Origin of the sequence: Novosphingobium hassiacum, from assembly GCF_014196055.1 — a bacterium.
Taxonomy (GTDB): domain Bacteria; phylum Pseudomonadota; class Alphaproteobacteria; order Sphingomonadales; family Sphingomonadaceae; genus Novosphingobium; species Novosphingobium hassiacum.
Window position 1 is genome coordinate 158,144 of record NZ_JACICY010000005.1, and the last position, 22,106, is coordinate 180,249.

17 protein-coding genes and 1 tRNA gene are annotated in these 22,106 nt (G+C 65.2%); 13 read left to right on the forward strand and 5 right to left on the reverse strand.

The genetic code is table 11. From position 1 onward, the window contains the following. Positions 1–2 precede the first annotated feature (2 nt). Both folE and GGQ88_RS11790 read left to right on the forward strand, forming a co-directional pair. Positions 3–617 (forward strand): GTP cyclohydrolase I FolE, encoded by a 615-nt coding sequence (gene folE, locus GGQ88_RS11785; RefSeq protein ID WP_183613448.1) that lies wholly within the window; start codon positions 3–5, stop codon positions 615–617. Positions 618–694: 77 nt separating this feature from the next. Continuing rightward, positions 695–1,435 carry a TorF family putative porin gene (locus GGQ88_RS11790; protein ID WP_183613450.1) on the forward strand — a complete coding sequence of 247 codons (741 nt, stop codon included), beginning with the start codon at positions 695–697 and terminating at the stop codon, positions 1,433–1,435. A 95-nt stretch (positions 1,436–1,530) separates the two neighbouring features. Here GGQ88_RS11790 and GGQ88_RS11795 read toward each other — a convergent pair whose 3' ends face one another. Then, complete coding sequence (locus GGQ88_RS11795; protein ID WP_183613452.1) at positions 1,531–2,010, reverse strand: peroxiredoxin; 480 nt, start codon at positions 2,008–2,010, stop codon at positions 1,531–1,533. A 220-nt stretch (positions 2,011–2,230) separates the two neighbouring features. Between GGQ88_RS11795 and ahcY the strand changes: the two genes are divergently transcribed. From ahcY to trxA, 8 genes are all read left to right on the forward strand, one after another. After that, positions 2,231–3,640, forward strand: coding sequence for an adenosylhomocysteinase (ahcY, locus tag GGQ88_RS11800; RefSeq protein WP_183613454.1), 1,410 nt, complete (start codon positions 2,231–2,233; stop codon positions 3,638–3,640). A 213-nt stretch (positions 3,641–3,853) separates the two neighbouring features. Beyond that, positions 3,854–6,202 (forward strand): sensor histidine kinase, encoded by a 2,349-nt coding sequence (locus GGQ88_RS11805; RefSeq protein ID WP_183613456.1) that lies wholly within the window; start codon positions 3,854–3,856, stop codon positions 6,200–6,202. Further along, complete coding sequence (tsaE, locus tag GGQ88_RS11810) at positions 6,199–6,648, forward strand: tRNA (adenosine(37)-N6)-threonylcarbamoyltransferase complex ATPase subunit type 1 TsaE (protein ID WP_425490442.1); 450 nt, start codon at positions 6,199–6,201, stop codon at positions 6,646–6,648. The genes GGQ88_RS11805 and tsaE overlap by 4 nt, the downstream gene beginning before the upstream one ends. Further along, the gene (locus tag GGQ88_RS11815) at positions 6,639–7,622 is read left to right on the forward strand and encodes an aminoglycoside phosphotransferase family protein (RefSeq protein WP_183613460.1); all 984 of its coding nucleotides are present in this window, start codon (positions 6,639–6,641) and stop codon (positions 7,620–7,622) included. Before tsaE ends, GGQ88_RS11815 begins: the two co-directional genes overlap by 10 nt. Then, positions 7,619–8,341: a nucleotidyltransferase family protein gene (locus GGQ88_RS11820; RefSeq protein WP_183613462.1), complete on the forward strand. Its 723-nt coding sequence runs from the start codon at positions 7,619–7,621 to the stop codon at positions 8,339–8,341. The genes GGQ88_RS11815 and GGQ88_RS11820 overlap by 4 nt, the downstream gene beginning before the upstream one ends. Before the next feature lies 1 nt (position 8,342). Further along, positions 8,343–11,330: a double-strand break repair protein AddB gene (gene addB / locus GGQ88_RS11825; protein ID WP_183613464.1), complete on the forward strand. Its 2,988-nt coding sequence runs from the start codon at positions 8,343–8,345 to the stop codon at positions 11,328–11,330. Then, positions 11,327–14,797, forward strand: coding sequence for a double-strand break repair helicase AddA (gene addA, locus GGQ88_RS11830; RefSeq protein WP_183613466.1), 3,471 nt, complete (start codon positions 11,327–11,329; stop codon positions 14,795–14,797). The genes addB and addA overlap by 4 nt, the downstream gene beginning before the upstream one ends. Before the next feature lie 60 nt (positions 14,798–14,857). Further along, on the forward strand, positions 14,858–15,178 hold the full coding sequence (gene trxA, locus GGQ88_RS11835; protein WP_183613468.1) for a thioredoxin: 321 nt from the start codon (positions 14,858–14,860) through the stop codon (positions 15,176–15,178). 135 nt (positions 15,179–15,313) lie between these two features. Here the strand turns inward: trxA and GGQ88_RS11840 are convergent, their stop codons facing one another. Next, positions 15,314–16,135, reverse strand: a complete 822-nt coding sequence (locus GGQ88_RS11840) for an inositol monophosphatase family protein (RefSeq protein ID WP_183613469.1) — start codon at positions 16,133–16,135, stop codon at positions 15,314–15,316. After that, the gene (gene argJ, locus GGQ88_RS11845; protein ID WP_183613470.1) at positions 16,132–17,358 is read right to left on the reverse strand and encodes a bifunctional glutamate N-acetyltransferase/amino-acid acetyltransferase ArgJ; all 1,227 of its coding nucleotides are present in this window, start codon (positions 17,356–17,358) and stop codon (positions 16,132–16,134) included. The genes GGQ88_RS11840 and argJ overlap by 4 nt, the downstream gene beginning before the upstream one ends. A gap of 141 nt (positions 17,359–17,499) precedes the next feature. Between argJ and GGQ88_RS11850 the strand changes: the two genes are divergently transcribed. From GGQ88_RS11850 to GGQ88_RS11860, 3 genes are all read left to right on the forward strand, one after another. Next, entirely contained in the window at positions 17,500–17,760 is a 261-nt protein-coding gene (locus GGQ88_RS11850) for a hypothetical protein (protein ID WP_183613472.1), read from the forward strand. A 100-nt stretch (positions 17,761–17,860) separates the two neighbouring features. Then, entirely contained in the window at positions 17,861–20,596 is a 2,736-nt protein-coding gene (secA, locus tag GGQ88_RS11855; RefSeq protein WP_183613474.1) for a preprotein translocase subunit SecA, read from the forward strand. 169 nt (positions 20,597–20,765) lie between these two features. Next, positions 20,766–21,089, forward strand: coding sequence for a hypothetical protein (locus GGQ88_RS11860; protein ID WP_183613476.1), 324 nt, complete (start codon positions 20,766–20,768; stop codon positions 21,087–21,089). Between the two features lie 58 nt (positions 21,090–21,147). Here the strand turns inward: GGQ88_RS11860 and GGQ88_RS11865 are convergent. Next, positions 21,148–21,222 (reverse strand) — tRNA-Asn (locus GGQ88_RS11865). A gap of 79 nt (positions 21,223–21,301) precedes the next feature. After that, positions 21,302–22,081 (reverse strand): NAD kinase, encoded by a 780-nt coding sequence (locus tag GGQ88_RS11870; protein WP_183613478.1) that lies wholly within the window; start codon positions 22,079–22,081, stop codon positions 21,302–21,304. Between the last annotated feature and the right edge of the window lie 25 nt (positions 22,082–22,106).

Below are 22,106 nucleotides of genomic sequence, written 5' to 3' on the forward strand. Positions count from 1 at the left end.
AAGTGATGAGCGTAGTTGGGCCTGACGAAGACGACGATGTGGCACGCGGCAAGGTTCCGGTGCCGCAGGACGTGCAGGAGGCGATCCGTACGTTGATCCGCTGGGCTGGCGACGATCCGGCGCGCGAAGGCCTGCTCGATACGCCCAAGCGCGTGGCGCGGGCGTGGAAGGAATATTGCCTGGGCTATGGCGAAGACCCGGCAAGCCACCTCGAGCGGCAGTTCGAGGAAGTGGGCGGATACGACGAAATCGTGCTGCTCAAGGACATCCCGTTCCAGTCGCACTGCGAGCATCACATGGCACCGATCATCGGCAAGGCGGCGATCGCCTATCTGCCGCGCGACAAGGTGGTGGGGATATCCAAGCTGGCGCGCGTGCTGCATGGATTTGCGCGGCGGTTGCAGATCCAGGAGCGGCTTACGGCGGAAGTCGCAAAGTGCATCTGGGACAATCTGCGGCCACACGGCGTGGCGGTGGTGATCGAGGCGAGCCATGCCTGCATGACCGCCCGAGGCGTTCGCACGCCGGGCGTAGGCATGGTGACGAGCCGGATGATCGGCACGTTCCTCGACGACGAGCGCAGCCGCAAGGAAGTGCTCAGCCTGATGGGCTATTGAGCACCGGCTGTCGCAAAGCGGTCGCGCTATCGGGCGATGCGGCTAGGCGTGCAGCGTATAGTGGTCGGGGACTTGAAATGAGCTGCAGAGTTTTGCGCATCGGCGTTGCCGGGCTGGTGACGTCGCTGGCGTGTTCGGCGGTGCACGCGCAGTCGGTGGATTTCGGCGTCGAGGCGACGACCGACGAGGTTCGGCGCGGGTTGAGCTGGAGCGATGGCGAGGTGTCTGCGTCGGTTGACGCCTCGGCCGGGTTTGGCGGGTTCGACGTGGCGGCGCGGGTGGCGATGTTGCGCAAGTCGGATCGTCATGCCGACGCCGATGTCGTGGGTGACATCGCGCTGGGCAAGGACTGGGACCTCAGCGGGTTTACCGTGCGGAGCGAAGCCATCGGGCACGTGTTCGGTGGCGCTGACCGGAACATGAATTACGGCGAGCTGGGGCTGGGCGCGCGCTATTCGATCGGACCGCTGCAGGTGAAGGCGGATGCGTTCTATGCGCCGAGCCAGGCTTCGATCGGCGGAGATAACCTGTATTTGCGCGGATCGGCGAACTTTGGAATTCCGGCGTTTCCGGTGACCGTCGCGGCTTCTGTCGGGTATACTACCGGCGATACCAAGGATGCGCGGTCGGCGCGGTTGCGGCCTGCGGGCGACTATGCCGACTGGCGGGTGGGGTTGGAATACAACCAGTTCCCCTTCACGATCGGGGTCGATTATGCGGGGACCGATGTGGACACGTCGCAAGTGGCGACTTCGCGGTTCGCCGATCTGAAGCACGCGGGCGACCGGGTGCTGGGGCGGGTCCGGCTGTCTTTTTAGGATATTTGCGCTGATCCCCCGCGACGGCGAGGGTATCGGGAGCTATCCGGCCTGAGGCCCCCGCTTTCGCGGGGGCGCCAGTAACCGGCTAACAATCAGATATTCTCGAGCATGTGCTCGGCCGAGGAGACCTTGAAGTCGCCCGGGGCTTCGACGAACAGCTGCTCGACAACGCCATCGTTGACGACCATCGAGAAGCGCTGGCCGCGCTTGCCCAGGCCAAAGCCCGAACCGTCCATGGTCAGGCCGAGCGCTTCGGCGAGGTCGCCGTTGCCGTCTGCGAGCATGGTGACGTCGGGCGAGCCGGTGGCAGCGCCCCAGGCCTTCATCACGAACGGATCGTTGACCGCGGTGCAGGCGATTTCGTCGATGCCCTTGGCCTTGAGGTCGGCGGCCTTTTCGACATAGCCCGGAAGGTGCTTGGCCGAGCAGGTCGGCGTGAAGGCACCGGGGACCGAGAACAGGGCGACTTTCTTGCCCTTGAAGAAGTCGGTCGATTGAACCGCTTCGTTGCCTTCGGCCGTGGCCTTGACGATCTTTACGTCGGGCAGTGTATCACCAACAGCGATTGTCATCCCCAAAATCCTTTCGTGAGTATCCGGTCCGGACTGCCGGAACCGGCTTGCTCACGGGATATAGGAGGCCTGTGCCACGACGCAACGGGGCATCAGACGTGACGATGCGTAGGTGCGATATAAAGAAGTCTTTATATTATGTTTGCACGAGTGAACGGGTCACGCTATGGGGCGGCGATAGCGCGCTGCGGTGCGCACGAGATTTATCAGGAGAAGCCTTGTGGCCAGCGTGCTTGACGCCAAGAACGACTATGTGATCGCCGATATCGGCCTTGCCGAATTCGGCCGCGCCGAAATCCGCATCGCTGAAACCGAAATGCCGGGTCTGATGGCGCTGCGCAGCGAATTCGGCGCATCGCAGCCGCTCAAGGGCGCGCGGATCACCGGATCGCTGCACATGACGATCCAGACCGCCGTGTTGATCGAGACGCTGACCGCGCTTGGCGCAGACGTGCGTTGGGCAACCTGCAACATCTTTTCGACGCAGGACCATGCCGCCGCCGCAATCGCTGCTGCCGGTATCCCGGTATTCGCGATCAAGGGCGAGAGCCTGGCCGATTACTGGGATTATGTCGGTTCGATCTTCGACTGGGGTGACGACATCACCGCCAACATGATCCTCGACGATGGCGGCGATGCCACGATGTTCGCGCTGTGGGGCGCGCGCGTCGAAGCGGGCGAAAAGCTGTTCGAGCCTTCGAACGCCGAAGAAATCGAATTCGTTCGCGCGCTGAACGCGTTCCTCAAGAAGAAGCCGGGTTACCTGACCGCGTCGGTCAAGGCGATCAAGGGCGTTTCGGAAGAGACCACCACGGGCGTTCACCGCCTTTACCAGATCGCCAAGGAGGGCAAGCTGCCTTTCCCCGCGATCAACGTGAACGACAGCGTGACCAAGTCGAAGTTCGACAACCTCTACGGTTGCAAGGAATCGCTGGTCGACGCGATCCGTCGCGCCACCGACGTGATGCTGGCGGGCAAGGTTGCCTGCGTTGCCGGGTTCGGCGACGTCGGCAAGGGTTCGGCTGCCTCGCTTCGTCAGGGTGGCGCACGCGTCATGGTGACCGAAGTCGATCCGATCTGCGCGCTGCAGGCGGCGATGGAAGGCTATGAAGTCGTCACGATGGAAGAGGCCGTCACGCGCTGCGACATCTTCGTGACCGCGACCGGCAACGAAGACGTGATCACCGCCGAGCACATGAAGGCGATGAAGCCGATGGCGATCGTCAGCAACATCGGTCACTTCGACAGCGAGATCCAGATTTCCGCTCTCGACAACTACAACTGGACCGAAGTGAAGCCGGGCACCGATCTGGTCGAGTTCCCCGACGGCAAGCAGATCATCATTCTTGCCAAGGGCCGCCTGGTCAACCTGGGCTGCGCGACGGGTCACCCGAGCTTCGTGATGTCGGCGAGCTTCACCAATCAGACGCTGGCGCAGATCGAACTGTTCACCAACCCGGGCCAGTACAAGAACGACGTCTATGTACTGCCCAAGCACCTCGATGAAAAGGTCGCCGCGCTGCATCTCGAGAAGCTGGGTGTGAAGCTGACGACGCTTTCGAAGAAGCAGGCCGACTATATCGGTGTGCCCGAGCAAGGCCCGTTCAAGCCGGATCACTACCGCTATTGAGCGGTGTGATCCGAGTCCCTGCGAAGGCGGGGACCTCGGGCCGCATTGCTCGACAGCAGTTTTATTCGGCCTGAGGCCCCCGCCTTCGCGGGGGAGCGGGTAGATGACTTTGAATACACGAAGCCCTCGCAATTTGCGGGGGCTTCGTTGTTTGGGCGGGGTAACTAATGCGCGGCATTGTAATTCGTCCGGGCAAACCGTAGCGATGAGGCAATGCCGTTGCTCAACCAGACCGTGTTGGTGTCGATCGGCCTGCTGCTTGCCGTGTGGACGGTAGGCGCGGGGTGGTTCGTGCTTGAGGCGCGGCGTCGGGCGCGGCGAGGCGAGGCGGTTCAGCGGCAGGCGCGGCGACTGGCGCGGATGATCGACGAAGCGCCGGCGCTGCCTTTGCTGGTACGCGCCGACGGGCGGATCGAGGGGCCATCGCGGCTGGCGGGATGGCTCGGTCTGGACGCGATGCCGGGCTACCTGTCCGAACTGGATGCCGGTGAGCATGGGCTCGATGAGGTCGAGCTTTCGCGGCTGATGGATGCGGTGCGACGGGCGCAGAAAACCGGGGCACCGTTCCGTTTGGCACTGATGCCGCGCGGGGGCACGCGCAGTATCGCGGCGCACGGGCATCTGGCAGACCCCCAGGTATCGCCCGGTGGCGCGGCGCTGGTGTGGTTCTTCGACTTTTCCGAAAGCGAGGCCGAACTGGTCAAGCTGCGCACCGAGACGAGCGCCGCCAAGGCCGATTTCGCCGGGCTTTCGGGTCTGATCGAGGCCGCACCGCTGCCGATGTGGTTCCGCGGACCGGATTTCAAGCTGCGGCTGGTCAACAGTGCCTATGTCAAGGCGGTCGGCGCGGCCAGTGCCGATGTGGTGATCGCCGAAGGGATCGAGCTGATCGAGCCGGTCGACCGCTTGTCGGCGGCGCAAGTCGCGCGGCAGGCGGCTTCGCGGATGGTGCCGATCGAGCGGTCGCTGCTCGCCACGATCAAGGGGCAGCGGCGAGCGTTGCGGGTGACCGACCTGCCATTGGGCGACGAGGGCGTTGCCGGATATGCGGTCGATATCGAGGAAATGGAGGAGCTGATCCGCCAGTTCCGCCGGTTCCGCGAAGCGCAGCGCGAGATGCTCGACACGCTCTCAGCAGGGATCGCGCAGTTCGATGACAAGCGCAACCTGGTCTTCGCCAACCAGCCGTTCCTGCGGATATTCTCTGTCCCGCAGGCCTGGGTGGTGGACACGCCGCCGTTCGACCGGGTGATCGACCGGTTGCGCGATGCGGGGCGTCTGCCGGAAGTGCGCGATTTTCCCGAATGGCGGCGCGAGCGGCAGAGCTGGTTCCTGGCGCGCGAGCCCAAAGAGGAATCGTGGCACCTTTCGGATGGCACGCACTTGCGTGTGGTCGGCCAGCCGATGCCCGATGGCGGGCTGCTGATGATCTTCGAGGATCGCACCGAGCAACTCCAGCTTTCGGCAACGCGCGACACGCTGTTGCGCACGCGGACGGCGACGTTCGACAACCTGTTCGAATCGCTCGCGGTGTTTGCGCCCGATGCGAAGTTGCAGCTGTGGAACCGGCGGTTTGCAGCCGATTGGGGGCTGGATGAGGAATTCCTTGCCACGCATCCGCGCGCCGATGTGCTGTTGAACCAGATCGCGCCGCAGTTGAAGCGGCCCGCGCAAGTGGGCACGATCGCGCAGGTCATTCAGGGCGCGACGCTGGAGCGCAAGCAGCGTAGCGGGCGGCTGATGCTCGCCGACGGTCGGCATCTCGCGCTGGCGGGCGTGCCGCTGCCCGATGGCAACGGGATGCTGACCGTGCTCGACATCACGGATTCGCAGAAAGCCGAGCAGGCCCTGCGCGAGCGCAACGCCGCACTGGTCGAAGCGGACGCAGTGAAGACGCGGTTCATTGCCAACATGAGCTATGAATTCAGGACGCCGCTGACATCGATCGGCGGGTTTGCAGAGCTGTTGCAGAGCGGTCTGGCGGGTGCCTTGACCGAGCAGCAGAACGATTATGTCGCCGCGATCCTGTCATCGGTCGAGCGCTTGGGCGAGCAGATCGAGAACGTGCTGGATCTTTCACAGAGCGAAGCGGGGACGCTGCCTCTGAAGCAGGAAAAGGTCGAGGTGTTCCCGCTGCTGACGCAGGTCGTGCAGGAGCGGGCGGAACGGTTGTCGGCGGCGAGGCTGACGCTGGACTTGCGCGGCGACAGATCGGCAGGTTCAGTAATCGGTGACGCGCGCAGGCTGCAGCGCGCATTCGGGCAACTGGTGGACAATGCGATTGCGGCGACGCCCGAGGGCGGGCGCATTCTGGTTGAAGCCAGTCGCAAGCGGGGTGCGAAGCTGCAGGTCGTGGTGTCTGACAACGGGCGCGGGATGGAACCGGCGATACTGGTTCGCGCGCTGGAGGGACTGAAGGTCAGCGCAGATGGCAAGTCGGTCGAGCGGCGGCAGGGGCTGGGGCTGCCATTGGTGCGGCAAGTGATCGAGGCGCATGGCGGGACGCTGGAACTGATGTCCGAGCCGGGGCTGGGCACGAGTGCGATCGTCGTGCTGCCGTGATTGTCGAACTGCCGGATATGGACGCGTCGCGGGCTCTGGCGGGACGGATTGCGGCGGACTTGCGCGCTGGCGATGTCGTCGCGCTGTCAGGCGGGTTGGGCGCGGGCAAGACGACGCTGGCGCGCGCGATCATCGCAGGCCTGGGGCATGAGGGCGAAGTGCCGAGCCCGAGCTTTGCGATCATCGAGGTCTACGATCCGCCGCTGGTGCGGCTGCCGCTGGTCCACGCCGATTTCTATCGTTTGAACGATCCGGCCGAGGCCGACGAGATCGGGCTCGACGACTATCGCGACGGCGCGGCGCTGCTGGCGGAGTGGCCCGAGAACGCGGGCGGGTTCGCGCATGAGCCCGGATGTCTGTCGATCAGTCTTGAATCCACCGAAAACGGGCGGCGGGCCATTGTATCGGCAGGGTCTGCTTGGCTAGAGCGAGGCTCATGGACCTGACCATCCCTTCGGGCGCAGAAGCGTTTCTCAACCAGGCTGGCTGGGTTGGCGCGACGATCGAGCCTTTGCCCGGCGACGCCTCGTTCCGGCGCTACTTCCGTATTCGTCGATCCAACGGCACGGCAATGCTGATGCATGCGCCGCCGCCGAACGAGGACCCGCAGCCGTTTATCCGTTCGGCCAAGTGGCTCGAATCGAATGGGCTGCGCGCGCCGATCATCCTGGCAGAACAGGCCGAAGACGGGTTCGTGCTGCTCGAAGACTTCGGTGACGTGCGGATGCGCGAGTATCTGGATGCCTGGCCGCAGGACGAGGAAGAGATCTACCGTAACGCCATCGACGCGCTGTTGCAGTTGAGGCGTCTGCCGCCGGGGCCGTTCACAAGCTATACCCTCGCCGAATACCAGCGCGAGGCCAAGCTGTTCGTCGACTGGTTCGTGCCGGCGCGCGGACTCTACGTCGATGGGCGGGCGTGGACGACGGCGTGGGATCAGGCGCTTGCGCCCTTGCTGTCGCGGCAGCGGCCCGGGGTGACCGTGTTGCGCGACTATCATGCCGAAAACGTGATGCTGGTGGGTGGGCTGGACAAGCAGGGGTTGCTCGATTTTCAGGACGCGCTGGTGGGGCATGCGGCCTACGATCTGGTTTCCCTGCTGCAGGATGCGCGGCGCGATGTATCGCCCGAACTGGAAGCCAAGATGCTCGATCATTATATCGAGCGGTCGGGCGAGGGTGAGGATTTCCGCGCGGACTATGCGCGGTTGGGGGCGCAGCGCAACGCCAAGATCGTGGGCATTTTTGTGCGGCTGTGGAAGCGCGACGGCAAGCCGCGCTATCTCGATTACATACCCCGGGTGTGGGCGCTGATGGAGCGGGATCTGGCACATCCCGCGTTGGCGCCGGTGGCGGAATGGTTTGCCGTGAACATTCCGGCTGACGTTCGTGCAAGCCTTGGCGGCAAATTCGAGGCATGAGCAAACCGCTGGCGAGCGACGTGGCGATGATCCTCTCGGCAGGGCTGGGCAAGCGGATGCGGCCGCTGACCGCGACGCGTCCCAAGCCGCTGGTGCGCGTGGGCGGCAAGCCGCTGATCGACCACTGCCTCGACAAACTGCAAGAAGCGGGCATCGCGCGGGCGGTGGTCAACGTGCATTACCTGGCCGATGCGATGGAAGCGTATGTCGAGCGCCGCGTGGTGCCGCAGGTGCTGATCTCGGACGAGCGCGGGCAGTTGCTCGAGACCGGGGGCGGGATGGTCAAGGCCTTGCCGCTGATCGGGAGCGATCCGTTCTTTGCGCTGAACAGCGACAACGTGTGGCTCGACGGGCCGCGCAACGTGTTCGAGCATCTATCGGACGCGTGGGATGCCGAGCGAATGGACGCGCTGCTGCTGCTGGTGCCGCACGCGCGCGCGTTCAACTTTCGCGGTAAGGGCGATTTCCACATGGACCCGCTGGGGCGCATTTCGCGGCGGCGGACGGGGCGGATCGCGCCGTTCATCTACAGCGGCATCCAGATCGTATCGCACCGGCTGCTGAGGGATGCGCCCGAGGGGCCGTTCTCGACCACCGTGCTGTGGGACCGCGCCATCGCCGAGGGGCGGTTGTATGGGATTTCGCACCTTGGCCTGTGGTACGAGGTGGGCGAACCGGGGATGATCGCACCGACCGAGGCCGCGCTGCGGCAGGACTGACATGGGCGAGGCATCATCCCGCCCGCGCGTATGGTCGATCGCCGCCCACCGCGGGTTTGCCGACGCGCTGGCGGCGGGGCTGATCCCGCGATACCGCGACGAACGCTTTGGACTGGCCAAGCTGACGCTGTTGCTGCCGAGCCAGCGTGCGGTGCGGATCGTGACCGAGGCTTTCGTCCGCGCGAGCGGCGCGGGTCTGCTGTTGCCGCGCATGGTGGTGATCGGCGATCTCGATCTGGACGAGACGCTGGGTCCGCTGCTCGATCCGATCGGCGCGGGGGTGGATATCCCGGAGGCAGTTGATCCGGTGTGGCGCTTGCTGCGGTTGGCGCAATTGCTGCGCGATGAGCTGGGGGTTGAGGCGCCGGGCGAGGCATCGCTGTTGCGGCAGGCGCGCGGGATTGCGCAGGGGATCGACCGGCTGCTGGTCGAGGGTGTTGCGGTCGAGGACATGCTCGACGAGGCGGTGGTCGGGGTCGCGGTCGAGCTTTCGGAGCATTGGCGGGCGAACACCGCGCTGTTTGCGCGGGTGTTTGCGCGGTGGCAGGCGGAACTGGCCGAACTGGGCCGGTTGGACGCGCCTGAGCGGCGGAACCGGTTGCTCGCGCATGCGGCGCAGGGCTGGCGCGAGCGGCCACCTGCGCATCCGGTGATTGCGGCGGGGGTGACGTCTGCCTCGCCTGCGATCGCGCGGTTGCTGCGCGTGGTTTCGGAGCTTCCCGATGGCGGGGTGATCCTGCCCGATCTCGATCTGGCGCTCGGCGACGATGTGTGGGACGCGCTGGGCAGCGCCGGAAGCGCCGAGGGCGGCGTGTTCGAGCGCGGTGATGTGGTGACGCATCCGCAGTATCATCTGAAGCTGCTGCTCAACCGCATGGGGATCGCGCGCGGGGAAGTGGAGCCTTGGCACCGTTCGGGCCTGTCGCCCGCGCCGCCCGAGCGCAGTCGTGCGATCTCGAACCTGTTCCTGCCGCCCGAAGCGAGCGCGGTGTGGGTTTCGCTCGAGGCGAAGGACCGGCGGCTTTCAGGCGTGCGGGTGATGGAGTCAGCGAACCCGGAGGAAGAGGCGCAAGCCATCGCGGTGCTGGTGCGCGAGGCGATCGAAGTGCCCGAGCGGCGCGTGGCGGTGATAACGCCCGACCGCAGCCTAGCCGCGCGGGTTGTGGCGCATCTGGGGCGCTGGAACATCGTGGCCGATGATACGGCGGGGCGTCCGTTGCCGCAGACGGCGGCGGGGCGGGTTTTGCTGCAACTGGCCGAGGCGGTGGCCGACCGGATTGCGCCGGTGCCGCTGCTTGCGCTGCTGGGGCATCCGCTGGTGCGCGCTGGCGAGGAGCGTCCGGCTTGGCTGGAGCGGGTGCGCCAGCTTGACCTCGTGCTGCGCGGGCCGAGGCCGGGGCCGGGCTTGCCCGCGATCCGGCAGGCGGTGGAGAAGCGCGAGAAGGCGTTTCCGGGGCTGACCGAGTGGTGGTCGAGCGTCGAGGATCTGATGTTCCCGCTGGTGTCGCTGGAAGGCGCGGTGCCGCTCGACATGGCGCTGGTCGCGCTGGCCGAGGCTGGCGAGGCGCTGTGCGGGACCGGGCTGTGGGCGCAGGCGGACGGGCGCAGTCTGGCGCAGTTCGTCGAGCGGTGGCGCGAGGCTGCGGGTGGGGCTCCGTCGATGGTCGATTGCGCCGAGCTGCCAGCATTGTTGCGTGACGCGATGGAGGAAATCGCGGTGCGTCCGCCGTGGGGCGGGCATCCGCGTCTGGCGATCTACGGTCTGCTCGAAGCGCGGATGAGCCGCGCGGATCTGGTGATCTGTGGTGGGTTGACCGAAGGAACGTGGCCCGGAAATCCCGCGCCCGACCCATTGCTCGCGCCGCCGATCCTGCGCGCGCTGGGCATTCCGGGGGCGGACTTCCGCATTGGCCTTGCAGCACACGATCTGGCCGCAGCGCTGGGCGCGCCCGAGGTGGTGCTGAGCCACGCGCGGCGCGATGCGAGTGGTCCGGCGATCCCGTCGCGGTTTATCCTGCGCATTCAGGCGATGCTGGCCGAGCAGTTGCGCACCGAGGAACGCGCGGTGGAGCTGGCGCAGGCGATTGCCGATGCTGCGCCTGCCGAGCCCTATCCGCAGCCCAAGCCGATGCCTTCGGCCGAACAGCGCAAGGTGCCGATTGCGGTGACGGCGCTCGACCGGCTGCGCGGCGATCCGTACCAGTTCTATGCCTCGGCGATCCTGCGGTTGCGAACGCTCGATCCGATCGATGCCAACCCGACGCCCGCGTGGCGCGGGACGGCGGTGCACGATGTGCTGAAGGCCTGGCACGAGGCGGGCGGGGCTCCGGGCGAACTCGTGCCGATTGCCGAGCGGATGTTCGACGAGATGAGCGCGCATCCGTTCATGCGGACGATGTGGCGACCGCGCCTGATCGACGCGCTGCTGTGGATCGAGGCAGAGACCGACCGGCTTGCAGGTGAAGGTCGCACGGTGCTGTCGGTCGAGCAGAAGGGCGAGATCGTGGTGGATGGCATCCGCATTCACGGGCGCGCCGACCGGATCGACAAGCTGGCGGACGGTACGCTGGCGATCGTCGACTACAAGACCGGGATGCCGCCCTCGGCCAAGATGGTCGAGCAGGGTTTCGCGTTGCAGCTCGGACTGATCGGGCTGCTGGCGAAGCGCGGCGGGATCGCGGGGGTGGCGGGGGAGCCTGCGCGTTTCGAGTACTGGTCGCTGGGGCGGAACAAGGATCGCGGGTTCGGTTATCTGAAGTCTCCAGTGAAGGACAAGTCGAACCGGGCGGCTTTGTTGCCCGAAGAGTTCCTGCCCGCGACCGAGCAGTTCCTGCGCGAGGCGATTGCGCAATGGTTGCTGGGGAGCGAGCCGTTCACCGCAAGGCTCAACCCCGACTTGCCGGGCTATTCGGACTATGACCAGTTGATGCGTCTGGATGAGTGGCAGGGGCGTGACCGCGCCGGATCGGGCGACGGGGACATGGCGTGAGCAAGGTCTATCCGCTCAAGGACAATCAGGCGCACGCGGTCGATCCGCTGCGCACGGTGTGGCTTTCGGCGTCGGCGGGCACGGGCAAGACGCAAGTGCTATCGGCGCGGGTCTTGCGACTGTTGCTGCAGGACGGGGTCGAGCCCGAGCAGTTGCTGTGCCTGACGTTTACCAAGGCAGGCGCGGCCGAAATGGCGACGCGCGTCAACGAAGTGCTGGCAAGCTGGGTGCGGATGGACGACGCGCGGCTTGCGCGTGATCTGATGGCGATCGGCGCGCCGTTCGATCCGCCGACGGTGGCGCGCGCGCGCAGCCGGTTTGCCGCGGTGCTCGATTGTGCGGGCGGTGGCTTGCGGATCGAGACGATCCATGCGTTCTGCCAGTGGTTGCTGGCGTCGTTCCCGGTGGAGGCGGGGCTTCGTCCGGGTACGCGGGCGATGGAGGATCGCGACCGCGCGCTGCTGGTGCGGCAGGTGCTGGCCGATATGCTGGTCGAGGCCGAGCAGCACTGTGATGAGGCGCTGCTGGAGGCCTTGGCCGCGTTGTCGTTGCGGATGAGCGAGGATCAGGTCGAGGCATTCTTGCTGCGCAGCGCCGGGGCGCGTGAGCTGTGGTGGGGGACGGGAGCTTGGACCCCGCCGCTGATGCCGCGCATCGCGCGGGTGCTTGGACTGGGCGACGATGACTGCGCGGCGGGTCTGGCGGCGATCTGTGACGATGGCGTTTTTGACGCTGCGGCGCTGCGGTCGTGCCTTGAGGTGCAGCTGGATTGGGGCACGGCCAACGGCGCGAAGATGGCGGGGCCGGTGGCGCAGTGGCTCGACGCCTCGCCTGCGGACCGTGCGCGCGACATCGAATTGCTGGCCAAGGCGCTGCTCAATGCCGAGGGTGAGCCCAAGTGGCTGAAGAACCTCCTGAAGATCGATGCATCGTATGAGGATGCGGCTGATCGCGTAATCGCCTCGATCGAGGCAGTGCGCGAGTTTAAGGCCAAGGTCGATCTGGCTGAGCTGCTCGACACCGCGCTGACGGTGGGTCGCAGGTTTGCGTTGGCATGGGATGCGGCCAAGACGCGTGAAGGGTTCATTGACTTCGATGACCAGATCCGCGCGGCTGCGGACCTTCTGACCAAGCAAACGACGGGCGAGTGGATCCGCTTCAAGCTGGATCGTCGGTTCGATCATATTCTGGTGGACGAGGCGCAGGACACCAACGCCTCGCAGTGGGAGATCGTGCTGGAAGGCTTGGTTTCAGACTTCTTCACCGGGGAAGGGCAGCGCGGACCAAAGACGCGCACGCTGTTCGTGGTGGGCGATTACAAGCAGGCGATCTTCGGGTTTCAGGGGACCAGCCCCGAGAATTTCGCGCGCGCGAGCCTGAAGGTGAAGCAGCAACTGGCCGAAGTGGCGGCGGTGTTGCGCGATCCGGAGCGTGAGTTGCTGAACCTCGGGTTGGGGCAGTCGTTCCGTACGGCAAACCCGATTCTGGGGTTCGTCGATGATGCGATCGGGCGTATCGGGTGGGACCGCTTCGGCCTTAGCGAAAAGCCCGAGCCGCATCGCGGACTGCCGATACCGGGTACGGTCGGGCTGTGGCGCGTGGTTGGCGACGAGGCGCTGTCCGAGGATGGCGAGGAGCCTGATGAGGGCGCGGAAGGCTGGCTGTCGCGGCCCGACCGTGAGTTGGCGGACAAGATCGCGCGGCAGGTGCGGGCCTGGATCGACGTCGGGTTTCCGCTGGGCAAGGGCACGTCGCGGCTTGCCGACGCGGGCGATGTGATGATCCTCGTGCGCAAGCGCAAGGATCTGGCGGGGCTGATCGTGGCGCGGCTGCACGCGCGCGGCGTGCCTGTGGCGGGCGTGGACCGGCTGCGATTGGGCGCGCCGCTGGCGGTGAAGGACCTGATGGCGGCGGTGCGGTTTGCCTCGCAGCCGCTGGACGATCTCAATCTGGCCGGGTTGCTGGTATCGCCACTGATCGGGTGGTCGCAGGAGCAGTTGCTCGAGCATGGCTATCGGCCCGAGCGCGAGCGGTTGTGGAGCTGGCTGCGGCGCAACGAGGGTCCGGCGACATTCGAGACGATGGAGCGGCTGCGTGGCTTACTGGCGCGGGCGGACTACGATCCGCCGCAAGTGCTGTTGCACTGGTTGCTGGTTGGGCCGTGGGACGGGCGCCGCAAGCTGGTGGCGCGACTAGGGCGCGAGGCCAACGATCCGATCGACGAACTGCTCAACGCGGCGATGGCCTATTCGAGCGCCAATGTGCCTAGTCTGGTGGGATTCCTGCAGTGGTTCGATGCGGGCGAGGGCGAGCTGAAGCGTGAGGCGGGCAAGAGCGACGGGCTGGTGCGGGTGATGACCGTGCATGGCGCGAAGGGCTTGCAGGCACCGATCGTGATTCTGGCGGACGCGGCGGACGATCCGGACGCCTCGCCGCCGCGTGGGCTGGAACTGGTCGAGGAGATCCTCGACATGCGGCGCAAGCTGCCGCTGCCGCCGTTGCGCAAGGAGGAAAAGGCGCCTGCGGTGCTCGAAGCGGAAGCCGCGGCCAAGCAGGCCGAGCGCGAGGAACATTGGCGCTTGCTCTATGTGGCGATGACGCGGGCCGAGGAGGCGCTGTTCGTCGCCGGGGCCAAGGGCAAGGCGCGGCGCAAGAGCGGAGCCGAACTGCCCGAGGATAGCTGGTACGCGCAGCTTGAGCCGCTGTTCGAAGGCGAGTGGGAACATTGCCCGCTGTGGGGCGCGCGCAAGACGATCGGGGCGCCGCAGCCATTCTCGGCGACGAAAGCGGTGGCCGAGCCGGTTGCGCGCATCGCCTTGCCGCAGGTGCTGCTGACGCCTGTGGGAGCCGAGCCGCGTCCGCCGCGACCGTTGGCACCGTCGTCGCTGGGTGAGGACGATGCGCCCGATCCGCCAGCGTCGCCCGGTCCGGGCGCGATGCTGGCCGCGCGGCGGGGCACGCTGATGCATCGGTTGATCGAGCGGCTGCCGGAGGTGGCGCGCGAGTCTCGGCTTGAAGCGGGGCTTGCGTGGCTGGCGCGGGCCGGTGCCGAGTTCGGGATGGTCGAGCGCGAGGAGATGGTGCGGTCGGCAGTCGGGGTATTGGACGATCCCAACTGGGCCGATGTGTTCGGCGAGGAATCGCTGGCCGAGGTGCCGTTGACGGCAGTTGTCGGAGGGCGCGTGGTCAGTGGGACGGTCGATCGTCTGGTGATCGGGCGTGAGCGTATCCGGATCGTGGATTTCAAGACGGCGCGACGGCCGCCGGTTTCGCTGGCTGAGATTCCCGGCGCGTATATCCGGCAGATGGCGGCCTATGTCGCGGCGCTGGAGGCGATCTATCCGGGGGTGCCGGTTGAGGCTGCGCTGCTTTATACGCACAGCCCGCAATTATTCGTGTTGCCGCAGGAGCTTGTCGACGCACAAAAGCTGCGCCTTGCCGGACAGCAGGAATCCTTTTCCGGGTGATCGGTTGCGTGAATGACAGCGCACCCTAGATTGATTGTCAGACCTACAGGAGTTCATTCGATGCCGACCAAAGCCGTAACCGACGCCAGCTTCGCCACCGACGTGCTGGGCAGCGACAAGCCCGTGCTCGTGGATTTCTGGGCGGACTGGTGCGGGCCGTGCAAGATGATCGCACCGGCGCTCGAGGAAATCTCCGAGGAACTGGCGGACCGTGTCTCGATCGCCAAGGTCGACATCATGGAAAATACCGACATCGCCAGCCAGTTCGGCGTGCAGTCGATCCCGCTGATGATCCTGTTCAAGGATGGCAAGCCGGTTGCTCAGAAGCTGGGTGCCGCGCCGAAGAGCCAGCTTAAGGGTTGGCTGGAGAGCGTGCTTTAACGGTACGCGGTTTTAGCGCGCGCTTTGTGCGTCCCCGCGAAGGCGGGGACCTCAGGCACCACGCGGCTGCCTTGAGCGATTCATTATTTGGCCTGAGGCCCCCGCCTGCGCGGGGGAGCGGAGCCTTTTTGGTCGCTATTTTGAGACGCTTGGCGAGAGCATTGCCATGCGCTCGGCCAGGTCGTCGAACAGGGCGGGGCTGGCGGCGCCGATCAGGCCCGGTTCGAGATGGCGGTCGACGCGAAAGGCGCTGCCATCGGGGCGTGCGGCCTTGCCGCCGGATTCGTTGAGGAACAGCACGCCTGCCGCATGGTCCCATGCCAGCGTGCGTTCGAAAATCGACACGTCGTTCTGGCCGAGGCCGATGCGGGGGTATTGCTCGGCAGCGCAGCGGGGCACATCGACCAGCGTGTAGTGCGGGGCGATGTGTTCGAGCAGCGCGGCGCGGCGGGCGGCTTCGATGAAGACGAGCGAGATTGCGGCGACCGGTTTGGGTTGTCCGCTGGCACGCGCGGTGAAGCGTTCGCCGTCGATCCATGCGCCTTGGCCGCGATGCGCGCTGCACAGTCGGCCTGAGAGCGGGTCGTAGATCCAGCCTGCAACGGTTTCGCCCTTTTCGGCGAGCGCGATGATGATGCCGAACGGCGGCTTTCCGGCAGCGAAGTTGTTGGTGCCATCGACTGGGTCGATGATCCAGCACAGGCTGTCGGACAGGTGGGTCATGACCTGGGCGTCGGCGTGCGAGGCCTCTTCGCCGACGATGGCGGCTTCAGGCAGGATCCGGGCGAGGCCTTCTGCGAGCAGGGCTTCGCTTTCGGTGTCGGCGATGGTGACGAGATCGTCCGCAGCCTTTTGGTTGATCTCGTGCGAAGCCAGCTTCTGGTAATGCGGCAGGATCGCCTTCTCTGCCGCCTCACGCATGAGGGCGGCGACGGCGGTGTCTAGCGCGCGGCTCATGAGCGGTAGTCCGCGTTGATCGAGATGTAGCCGTGGGTCAGGTCGCAGGTCCACACGGTCGCGCGGCCTTCGCCGAGGCCGAGGTCTACTTCGATCGATATGTCGCGGCCTTTCAGATGCGCGGCGACGGGGGCTTCATCATAGTCGGCGAGCGGTTGGCCATCGCGCGCGGCCCAGGTGCCGCCGAAGCCGATGGAGAGGCGGTCGCGGTCGGCGGGTTCGCCAGCCTTGCCAACGGCCATGACGACGCGGCCCCAGTTGGCGTCCTCGCCCGCGATGGCGGTCTTGACCAGCGGGGAATTGGCGATGGCAAGGCCCACCTTTCGCGCGCTCTCGTCCGAGACGGCACCAGAGACGCTCACCGCGATGAACTTCTGCGCGCCTTCGCCATCCCGAACAACGAGGTGCGCAAGCTGGCGGCAAATGTCGTGGAGAGCGGCGGCGAAGGCATCCGCGCCTGGGCTGTCGAATGACGTCAGGGGGGAGTTGCCCGCCTTGCCCGTTGCAAAGGCGAGGACGGTGTCGCTGGTCGAGGTGTCGCTGTCGACGGTGATGCAGGAGAACGTCTCGCGGTTGGCTGCGGACAGGCATTCCTGCAGGAATGCGGGAGACACCGCTGCATCGGTGAAGACGTAGCCGAGCATGGTGGCCATGTCGGGCGCGATCATGCCGCTGCCCTTGATGATCGCGCTGAAGCTGACGCGGGTGTCACCGATCATCGCGCTGGCGGTCGCGCCCTTGGTGAAGGTGTCGGTCGTGCCGATGGTGCGGGCCGCGTCCTCCCACGTGCAGGGGGCGGCCAGGAGCGCAGCTTCGATCCCGGCGCGGGCCTTGTCCTTGGGGAGCGGTACGCCGATCACGCCAGTGGAAGAGACGAACACCTGTTCGCGCGCACAGCCGATGTGTGCGGCGACCTGATCCATGATCTGCTCCACCGCCTCGCGTCCGCGATAGCCGGTGAAAGCGTTGGAATTGCCCGCGTTGACCACGAGCGCGCGGGCCTGCCCTTGGGCAATGTTTTGGCGGCCGAGTTCGACTTCGGATGAACAGCAGACGTTGCGGGTGAACACGCCGGCCACCGCTGTGCCTTCGGCCAGTTCGATATAGGTGAGGTCGCAGCGACCCCAATCCTTGTAGCCCGCGCGGACGATGTGCGGCGTGGCTCCAGCGATCGCGGGAAGCGCGGGGAAGGGCGAGGCGAGGGGGGAGATGGCGTCGGACATGGGGAAGCGCCTAGCCTGCACGGGGAGCGGGTTCAAGTTGTCGTCTGACCCGGCGCGAGGTCGTGGATCTTTGCAAAAGACAACCGATTTCAGATCATTCACGATGGACGAAGCGCGACGAAGTGCCTATCTGGCATGGTGATGCGCTTTCTGCTTGCTCTTCTGGCCATGCTTTCGGGCCTTTCGCTTTCGGGCGTGGCCTATGCCGTGCCGCAGACCGAAGTGGCGGATGCGGGCAGCTCGGTGGCGATGTCTGCCGGGATCGACCAGCGTCAGCAGCATTGCGCGCGCGGCGGAGCCGTCCCGCAAAAGCGGACGACCGCGCGCCGCAAGACAGTGTGGCTGCCTGCGCCCGCGCTGATCCGCCCCTGCATCGAGCTGAGCGACCGCACGCGCGAATAGCGCGTAACTCCTCGTTCTTCGGCAACCGGTTTGCCATGCACCGACGCGCGACACGCGCGCCGTTTCGTTACCCTACAGATTCGACAGGATTGATCCGCTCATGTTCGGCTCCATCGCCAAGGCCTTCTTTGGTTCTTCCAACGACCGTTACGTAAAGTCGCTCGATAAGCTGGTCCGCCAGATCGAGGCATTCGAGCCCCACCTGCAGGCGCTTTCTGACGAGGAACTCGCCGCACAGACGCCGAAGTTTCGGCAGATGCTGGAAGACGGCAAGACGCTCGACGATCTGCTGCCCGAAGCGTTTGCAACCGTGCGCGAAGCCTCGATCCGGACGCTCGGGCTGCGCCATTTCGACGTGCAGATGATCGGCGGCATCGTGCTGCATCGCGGTGAAATTGCCGAAATGCGCACGGGTGAGGGCAAGACGCTGGTGGCGACGCTGGCGGTCTATCTCAACGCGCTGGAACGCAAGGGCGTCCACGTGGTGACGGTGAACGATTACCTCGCCCGCCGCGATGCCGAAACCCTGAGCGCGCTTTACAATTTTCTGGGGCTGACGGTCGGCGTGATCGTGCCGAACCTCAACGAGGAGCAGCGCAGGGCTGCGTACGAGAGCGACATTACATACGCCACCAACAACGAGTTGGGCTTCGATTACCTGCGCGACAACATGAAGCACTCGCGCGATCAGATGGTCCACGTGCCGTTTAATTTCGCGATCGTCGACGAAGTGGACTCGATCCTGATCGACGAGGCGCGAACACCGCTGATCATCTCGGGTCCGACCGACGACAAGAGCGACCTGTACCTGTCGGTCGATGCGGTGGTGAAGACGATCGACCCTTCGCTCTACGAGGCCGACGAAAAGACCAAGAACATCAGCCTGACCGAAGACGGGGTCGAATGGGTCGAGCGCGCGCTGGAGACGGCGGGGCTGCTCGAAGGGTCGAACCTGTATGACGTCGAGAACACGATGGTCGTCCACCACCTCGAGCAGGCGCTCAAGGCCAATGTGATGTTTAAGCGCGACATCGACTACATCGTCAAGGACGGCAAGATCGTCATCATCGACGAGTTCACCGGGCGCATGATGGATGGACGCCGCTGGTCGAGCGGGCTGCATCAGGCGGTCGAAGCCAAGGAGGGCGTACAGATCGAGCCCGAGAACCAGACGATGGCCTCGATCACGTTCCAGAACTACTTCCGCATGTATCCCAAGATTTCGGGCATGACCGGTACGGCGGCAACCGAGGCGCCGGAATTCTTCGACATCTACAAGATGAACGTGGTGTCGATCCCGACCAACGTGCCGGTGCTGCGCATCGATGACGAGGACGAGTTCTACAAGAACACGCACGACAAGTTCGGCGCCATCGCCAAGCTGATCCGCGAAAAGCACGAGATCGGCCAGCCGGTGCTGGTCGGCACGGTGTCGATCGAAAAATCGGAACTGCTGTCGGACTTCCTCAACAAGGAAGGTGTGACGCACAATGTGCTCAACGCGCGCTTCCACGAAATGGAAGCGCATATCGTGGCGCAAGCGGGCCGGTTGGGCGCGGTGACTATCGCGACCAACATGGCCGGTCGCGGAACCGACATCCAGCTGGGCGGCAACATCGAGTTCCGCATCGACGACGAAATGCGCGATGTGCCCGAGGGGCCGGAGCGCGATGCCGGGATTGCCAAGATCCGTGCCGAAGTGGCCGAGGACAAGCGCAAGGTGCTTGAGGCCGGTGGCCTGTGCGTGATCGGCACCGAGCGGCACGAAAGCCGCCGTATCGACAACCAGTTGCGCGGCCGTTCGGGACGTCAGGGCGATCCGGGCATGAGCAAGTTCTACCTCTGCCTTGAGGACGACCTGCTGCGCATATTCGGGCCGGACACGCTGTTCTCCAAGATGATGAACAACAACCTGGCCGATGGCGAGGCGATCGGATCGAAGTGGCTGTCGAAGGCGATCGAGACCGCGCAGAAGAAGGTCGAGGCGCGCAATTACGACATCCGCAAGCAGGTCGTCGAATACGATGACGTGATGAACGACCAGCGCAAGGTGATCTACGAGCAGCGCTCCGATATCATGGATGCCGACGCGGTGGGCGATGTCGTCACCGACATGCGCCACGATACCGTCAACGCGATTGTCGGCGATGCCTGCCCTCCGGGATCGTACCCCGAGCAGTGGAACAAGGACGCGCTGAAGGACCGCGTGCGTGATGTGCTTGGCATCGAGATCCCGCTCGGCGAGTGGATGGAAGAGGAGGCGATCGAGCCGGACACCATCGAGGAGCGCATCCAGTCGGCTGCCGATGCGCACATGGATACGAAGATCACCGAGGTCGATGCCGCTGCGTGGCGTGGTCTCGAAAAGTCGATCCTGCTCGAACGGCTAGACCATCACTGGAAGGAGCATCTGGCGACGCTCGACGCGCTGCGCCAGGTGGTGTTCCTGCGTGCCTATGCCCAGAAGACGCCGATCAACGAGTACAAGCAGGAAGCGTTCGGCCTGTTCGAGAAGATGCTCGACGCGATCCGCGAGGACGTGACGCGCATCCTTATGACCAGCGAGATTCGGATGCGTCCGGCCGAGGATTTCCAGCTGCCCGAGTTGCCGGACTTCCTGACCAGCCACATCGATCCGTTCACCGGCGAGAACGATGCCGAACCGGCGTCGCTGGCACCTGCGATGTTCGGAACCCTGCCGCCACAGGTCGGAGGTGCGCTTACGGCCGGTGAGCAAGGCGAAGACCCGTTCGCCGGGCAGGGCGTCAGCCGCAATGCACCGTGCCCCTGCGGTTCGGGGCAAAAATACAAGCATTGTCATGGCGTTGCTGCCTGAGCCTTGACGCAATTTGAGTTGATGGCGGCGCGGGGAGCGGTCCCCGCGCCGTTTTTTATAGGGCCTAGGTAGCACTACGCGGCATGGCGAAATGGCGCGTCACAAGGTGAATTCGGTGGTTAACGCGCCGTCCTATTGATCGGGACCATCACGGGACCGGAGACGGACGATGTGGCTAGATCGCAATGCGCAAATCGCAACCCAGCCTTGGGATCCGGTACGTTCTGACGGGACGATCGTGGCGGGTTACCGTCGGGGTATCCTGCGCGCCAGGGTTAACATCCACGAGCTGGACTGCCGTTCGGCCGCGATCGAATGCATGGAGAATCCTTGCCCCGGAACGCGCGTCTGGCTGACCCTGCCGGGCCTCGAAGCCCGCGCGGCGCTGGTCGTTTCAAGCGGAAGCTTCCGCATGGTGCTGTGCTTTATCGAGCCCTTCCATCCAGCGGTGCTCGACGCGTTTCTCGACGGCAGAATCAGCACATATCACTGAGCCACAACGCCAAAGGCCGCCTTGCGGCGGCCCTTGTGCGTTCCCGGAGGGGAAAAATTGGCTCCCTGAGTAGGATTCGAACCTACGACCAAGTGATTAACAGTCACCTACTCTACCGCTGAGCTATCAGGGAGCGGCCTCGGTCTCCCGGGGCAGGACCGGGCTAATACCACCCGGATTTGGTTTGGCAAGCACCTGTTTGCAAAATCGGCTCAGACCATGAACTGCTCGGCGAAGATGCGATCTTCCAGGCTCTGGCCGCGGTCGAACATCAGCGTGAGGCGGTGTTCGGGCCAGGCCTTGACGCGTACCTCGCTGACATCGCGCACTTCCTTCTGGTCGGCGACGACCAGCACAGGGCGCTTTACCGCGTCCAGTGCCTTGAACACGATCTCGTAGGATTCGGGCAGGATCGCCCCGCGCCAGCGCCGGGGGCGGAACGGGCTGATCGGGGTAAGCGCCAACATGTTCGAGGACAGCGGCAGGATCGGGCCGTTGGCCGAAAGGTTGTAGGCGGTGGAGCCTGCGGGCGTTGCCACGAGCACGCCGTCGCAAGCCAGTTCGGGCATGCGCACCTTGCCGTTGACGCTGACTTCGAGCTTGGCGGTCTGGCGGGTTTCGCGCAGGATCGAGACTTCGTTGATCGCGCAGACTGAATGAACCTCGCCGGCATTTGTGGTTGCGGTCATGCGCAGCGGCGAAATCTGGATCTGGGTGGCCTTGGCGAGGCGTTCGTCGATCGAGCGGCCCGAGCGGTACTTGTTCATCAGGAAGCCGACGGTGCCGAGGTTGAGGCCGAAGGCGGGGATGATATGTTCGGCATCGATCATGGCGTGGAGCGTCTGCAGCATGAACCCGTCGCCGCCGATGACGACTGCTGCCTGTGCGTCTTCGGGTGCGACCCACTCGCGGCTCTTGCGCAAGGCGTCGCAGGCCTCCTGCGCACGGTCTGTGGGCGAGGCGAGCAGGGCCAGACGCGTAAATTCAGGCATTGTCGTTGGGCCCCTGGGAAAATCC

What these genes read in the sequence shown, in the direction of transcription:
- GGQ88_RS11850 (WP_183613472.1), top strand. Translation starts at nt 17,500, where the DNA reads ATGCGCTTTCTGCTTGCTCTTCTGGCCATGCTTTCGGGCCTTTCGCTT.
- addB (WP_183613464.1), top strand. Translation starts at nt 8,343, where the DNA reads ATGGGCGAGGCATCATCCCGCCCGCGCGTATGGTCGATCGCCGCCCAC.
- GGQ88_RS11805 (WP_183613456.1), top strand. Translation starts at nt 3,854, where the DNA reads ATGCCGTTGCTCAACCAGACCGTGTTGGTGTCGATCGGCCTGCTGCTT.
- GGQ88_RS11790 (WP_183613450.1), top strand. Translation starts at nt 695, where the DNA reads ATGAGCTGCAGAGTTTTGCGCATCGGCGTTGCCGGGCTGGTGACGTCG.
- GGQ88_RS11860 (WP_183613476.1), top strand. Translation starts at nt 20,766, where the DNA reads ATGTGGCTAGATCGCAATGCGCAAATCGCAACCCAGCCTTGGGATCCG.
- argJ (WP_183613470.1), bottom strand. Translation starts at nt 17,358, where the DNA reads ATGTCCGACGCCATCTCCCCCCTCGCCTCGCCCTTCCCCGCGCTTCCC.
- GGQ88_RS11815 (WP_183613460.1), top strand. Translation starts at nt 6,639, where the DNA reads ATGGACCTGACCATCCCTTCGGGCGCAGAAGCGTTTCTCAACCAGGCT.
- GGQ88_RS11870 (WP_183613478.1), bottom strand. Translation starts at nt 22,081, where the DNA reads ATGCCTGAATTTACGCGTCTGGCCCTGCTCGCCTCGCCCACAGACCGT.
- secA (WP_183613474.1), top strand. Translation starts at nt 17,861, where the DNA reads ATGTTCGGCTCCATCGCCAAGGCCTTCTTTGGTTCTTCCAACGACCGT.
- GGQ88_RS11840 (WP_183613469.1), bottom strand. Translation starts at nt 16,135, where the DNA reads ATGAGCCGCGCGCTAGACACCGCCGTCGCCGCCCTCATGCGTGAGGCG.
- trxA (WP_183613468.1), top strand. Translation starts at nt 14,858, where the DNA reads ATGCCGACCAAAGCCGTAACCGACGCCAGCTTCGCCACCGACGTGCTG.
- GGQ88_RS11820 (WP_183613462.1), top strand. Translation starts at nt 7,619, where the DNA reads ATGAGCAAACCGCTGGCGAGCGACGTGGCGATGATCCTCTCGGCAGGG.
- GGQ88_RS11795 (WP_183613452.1), bottom strand. Translation starts at nt 2,010, where the DNA reads ATGACAATCGCTGTTGGTGATACACTGCCCGACGTAAAGATCGTCAAG.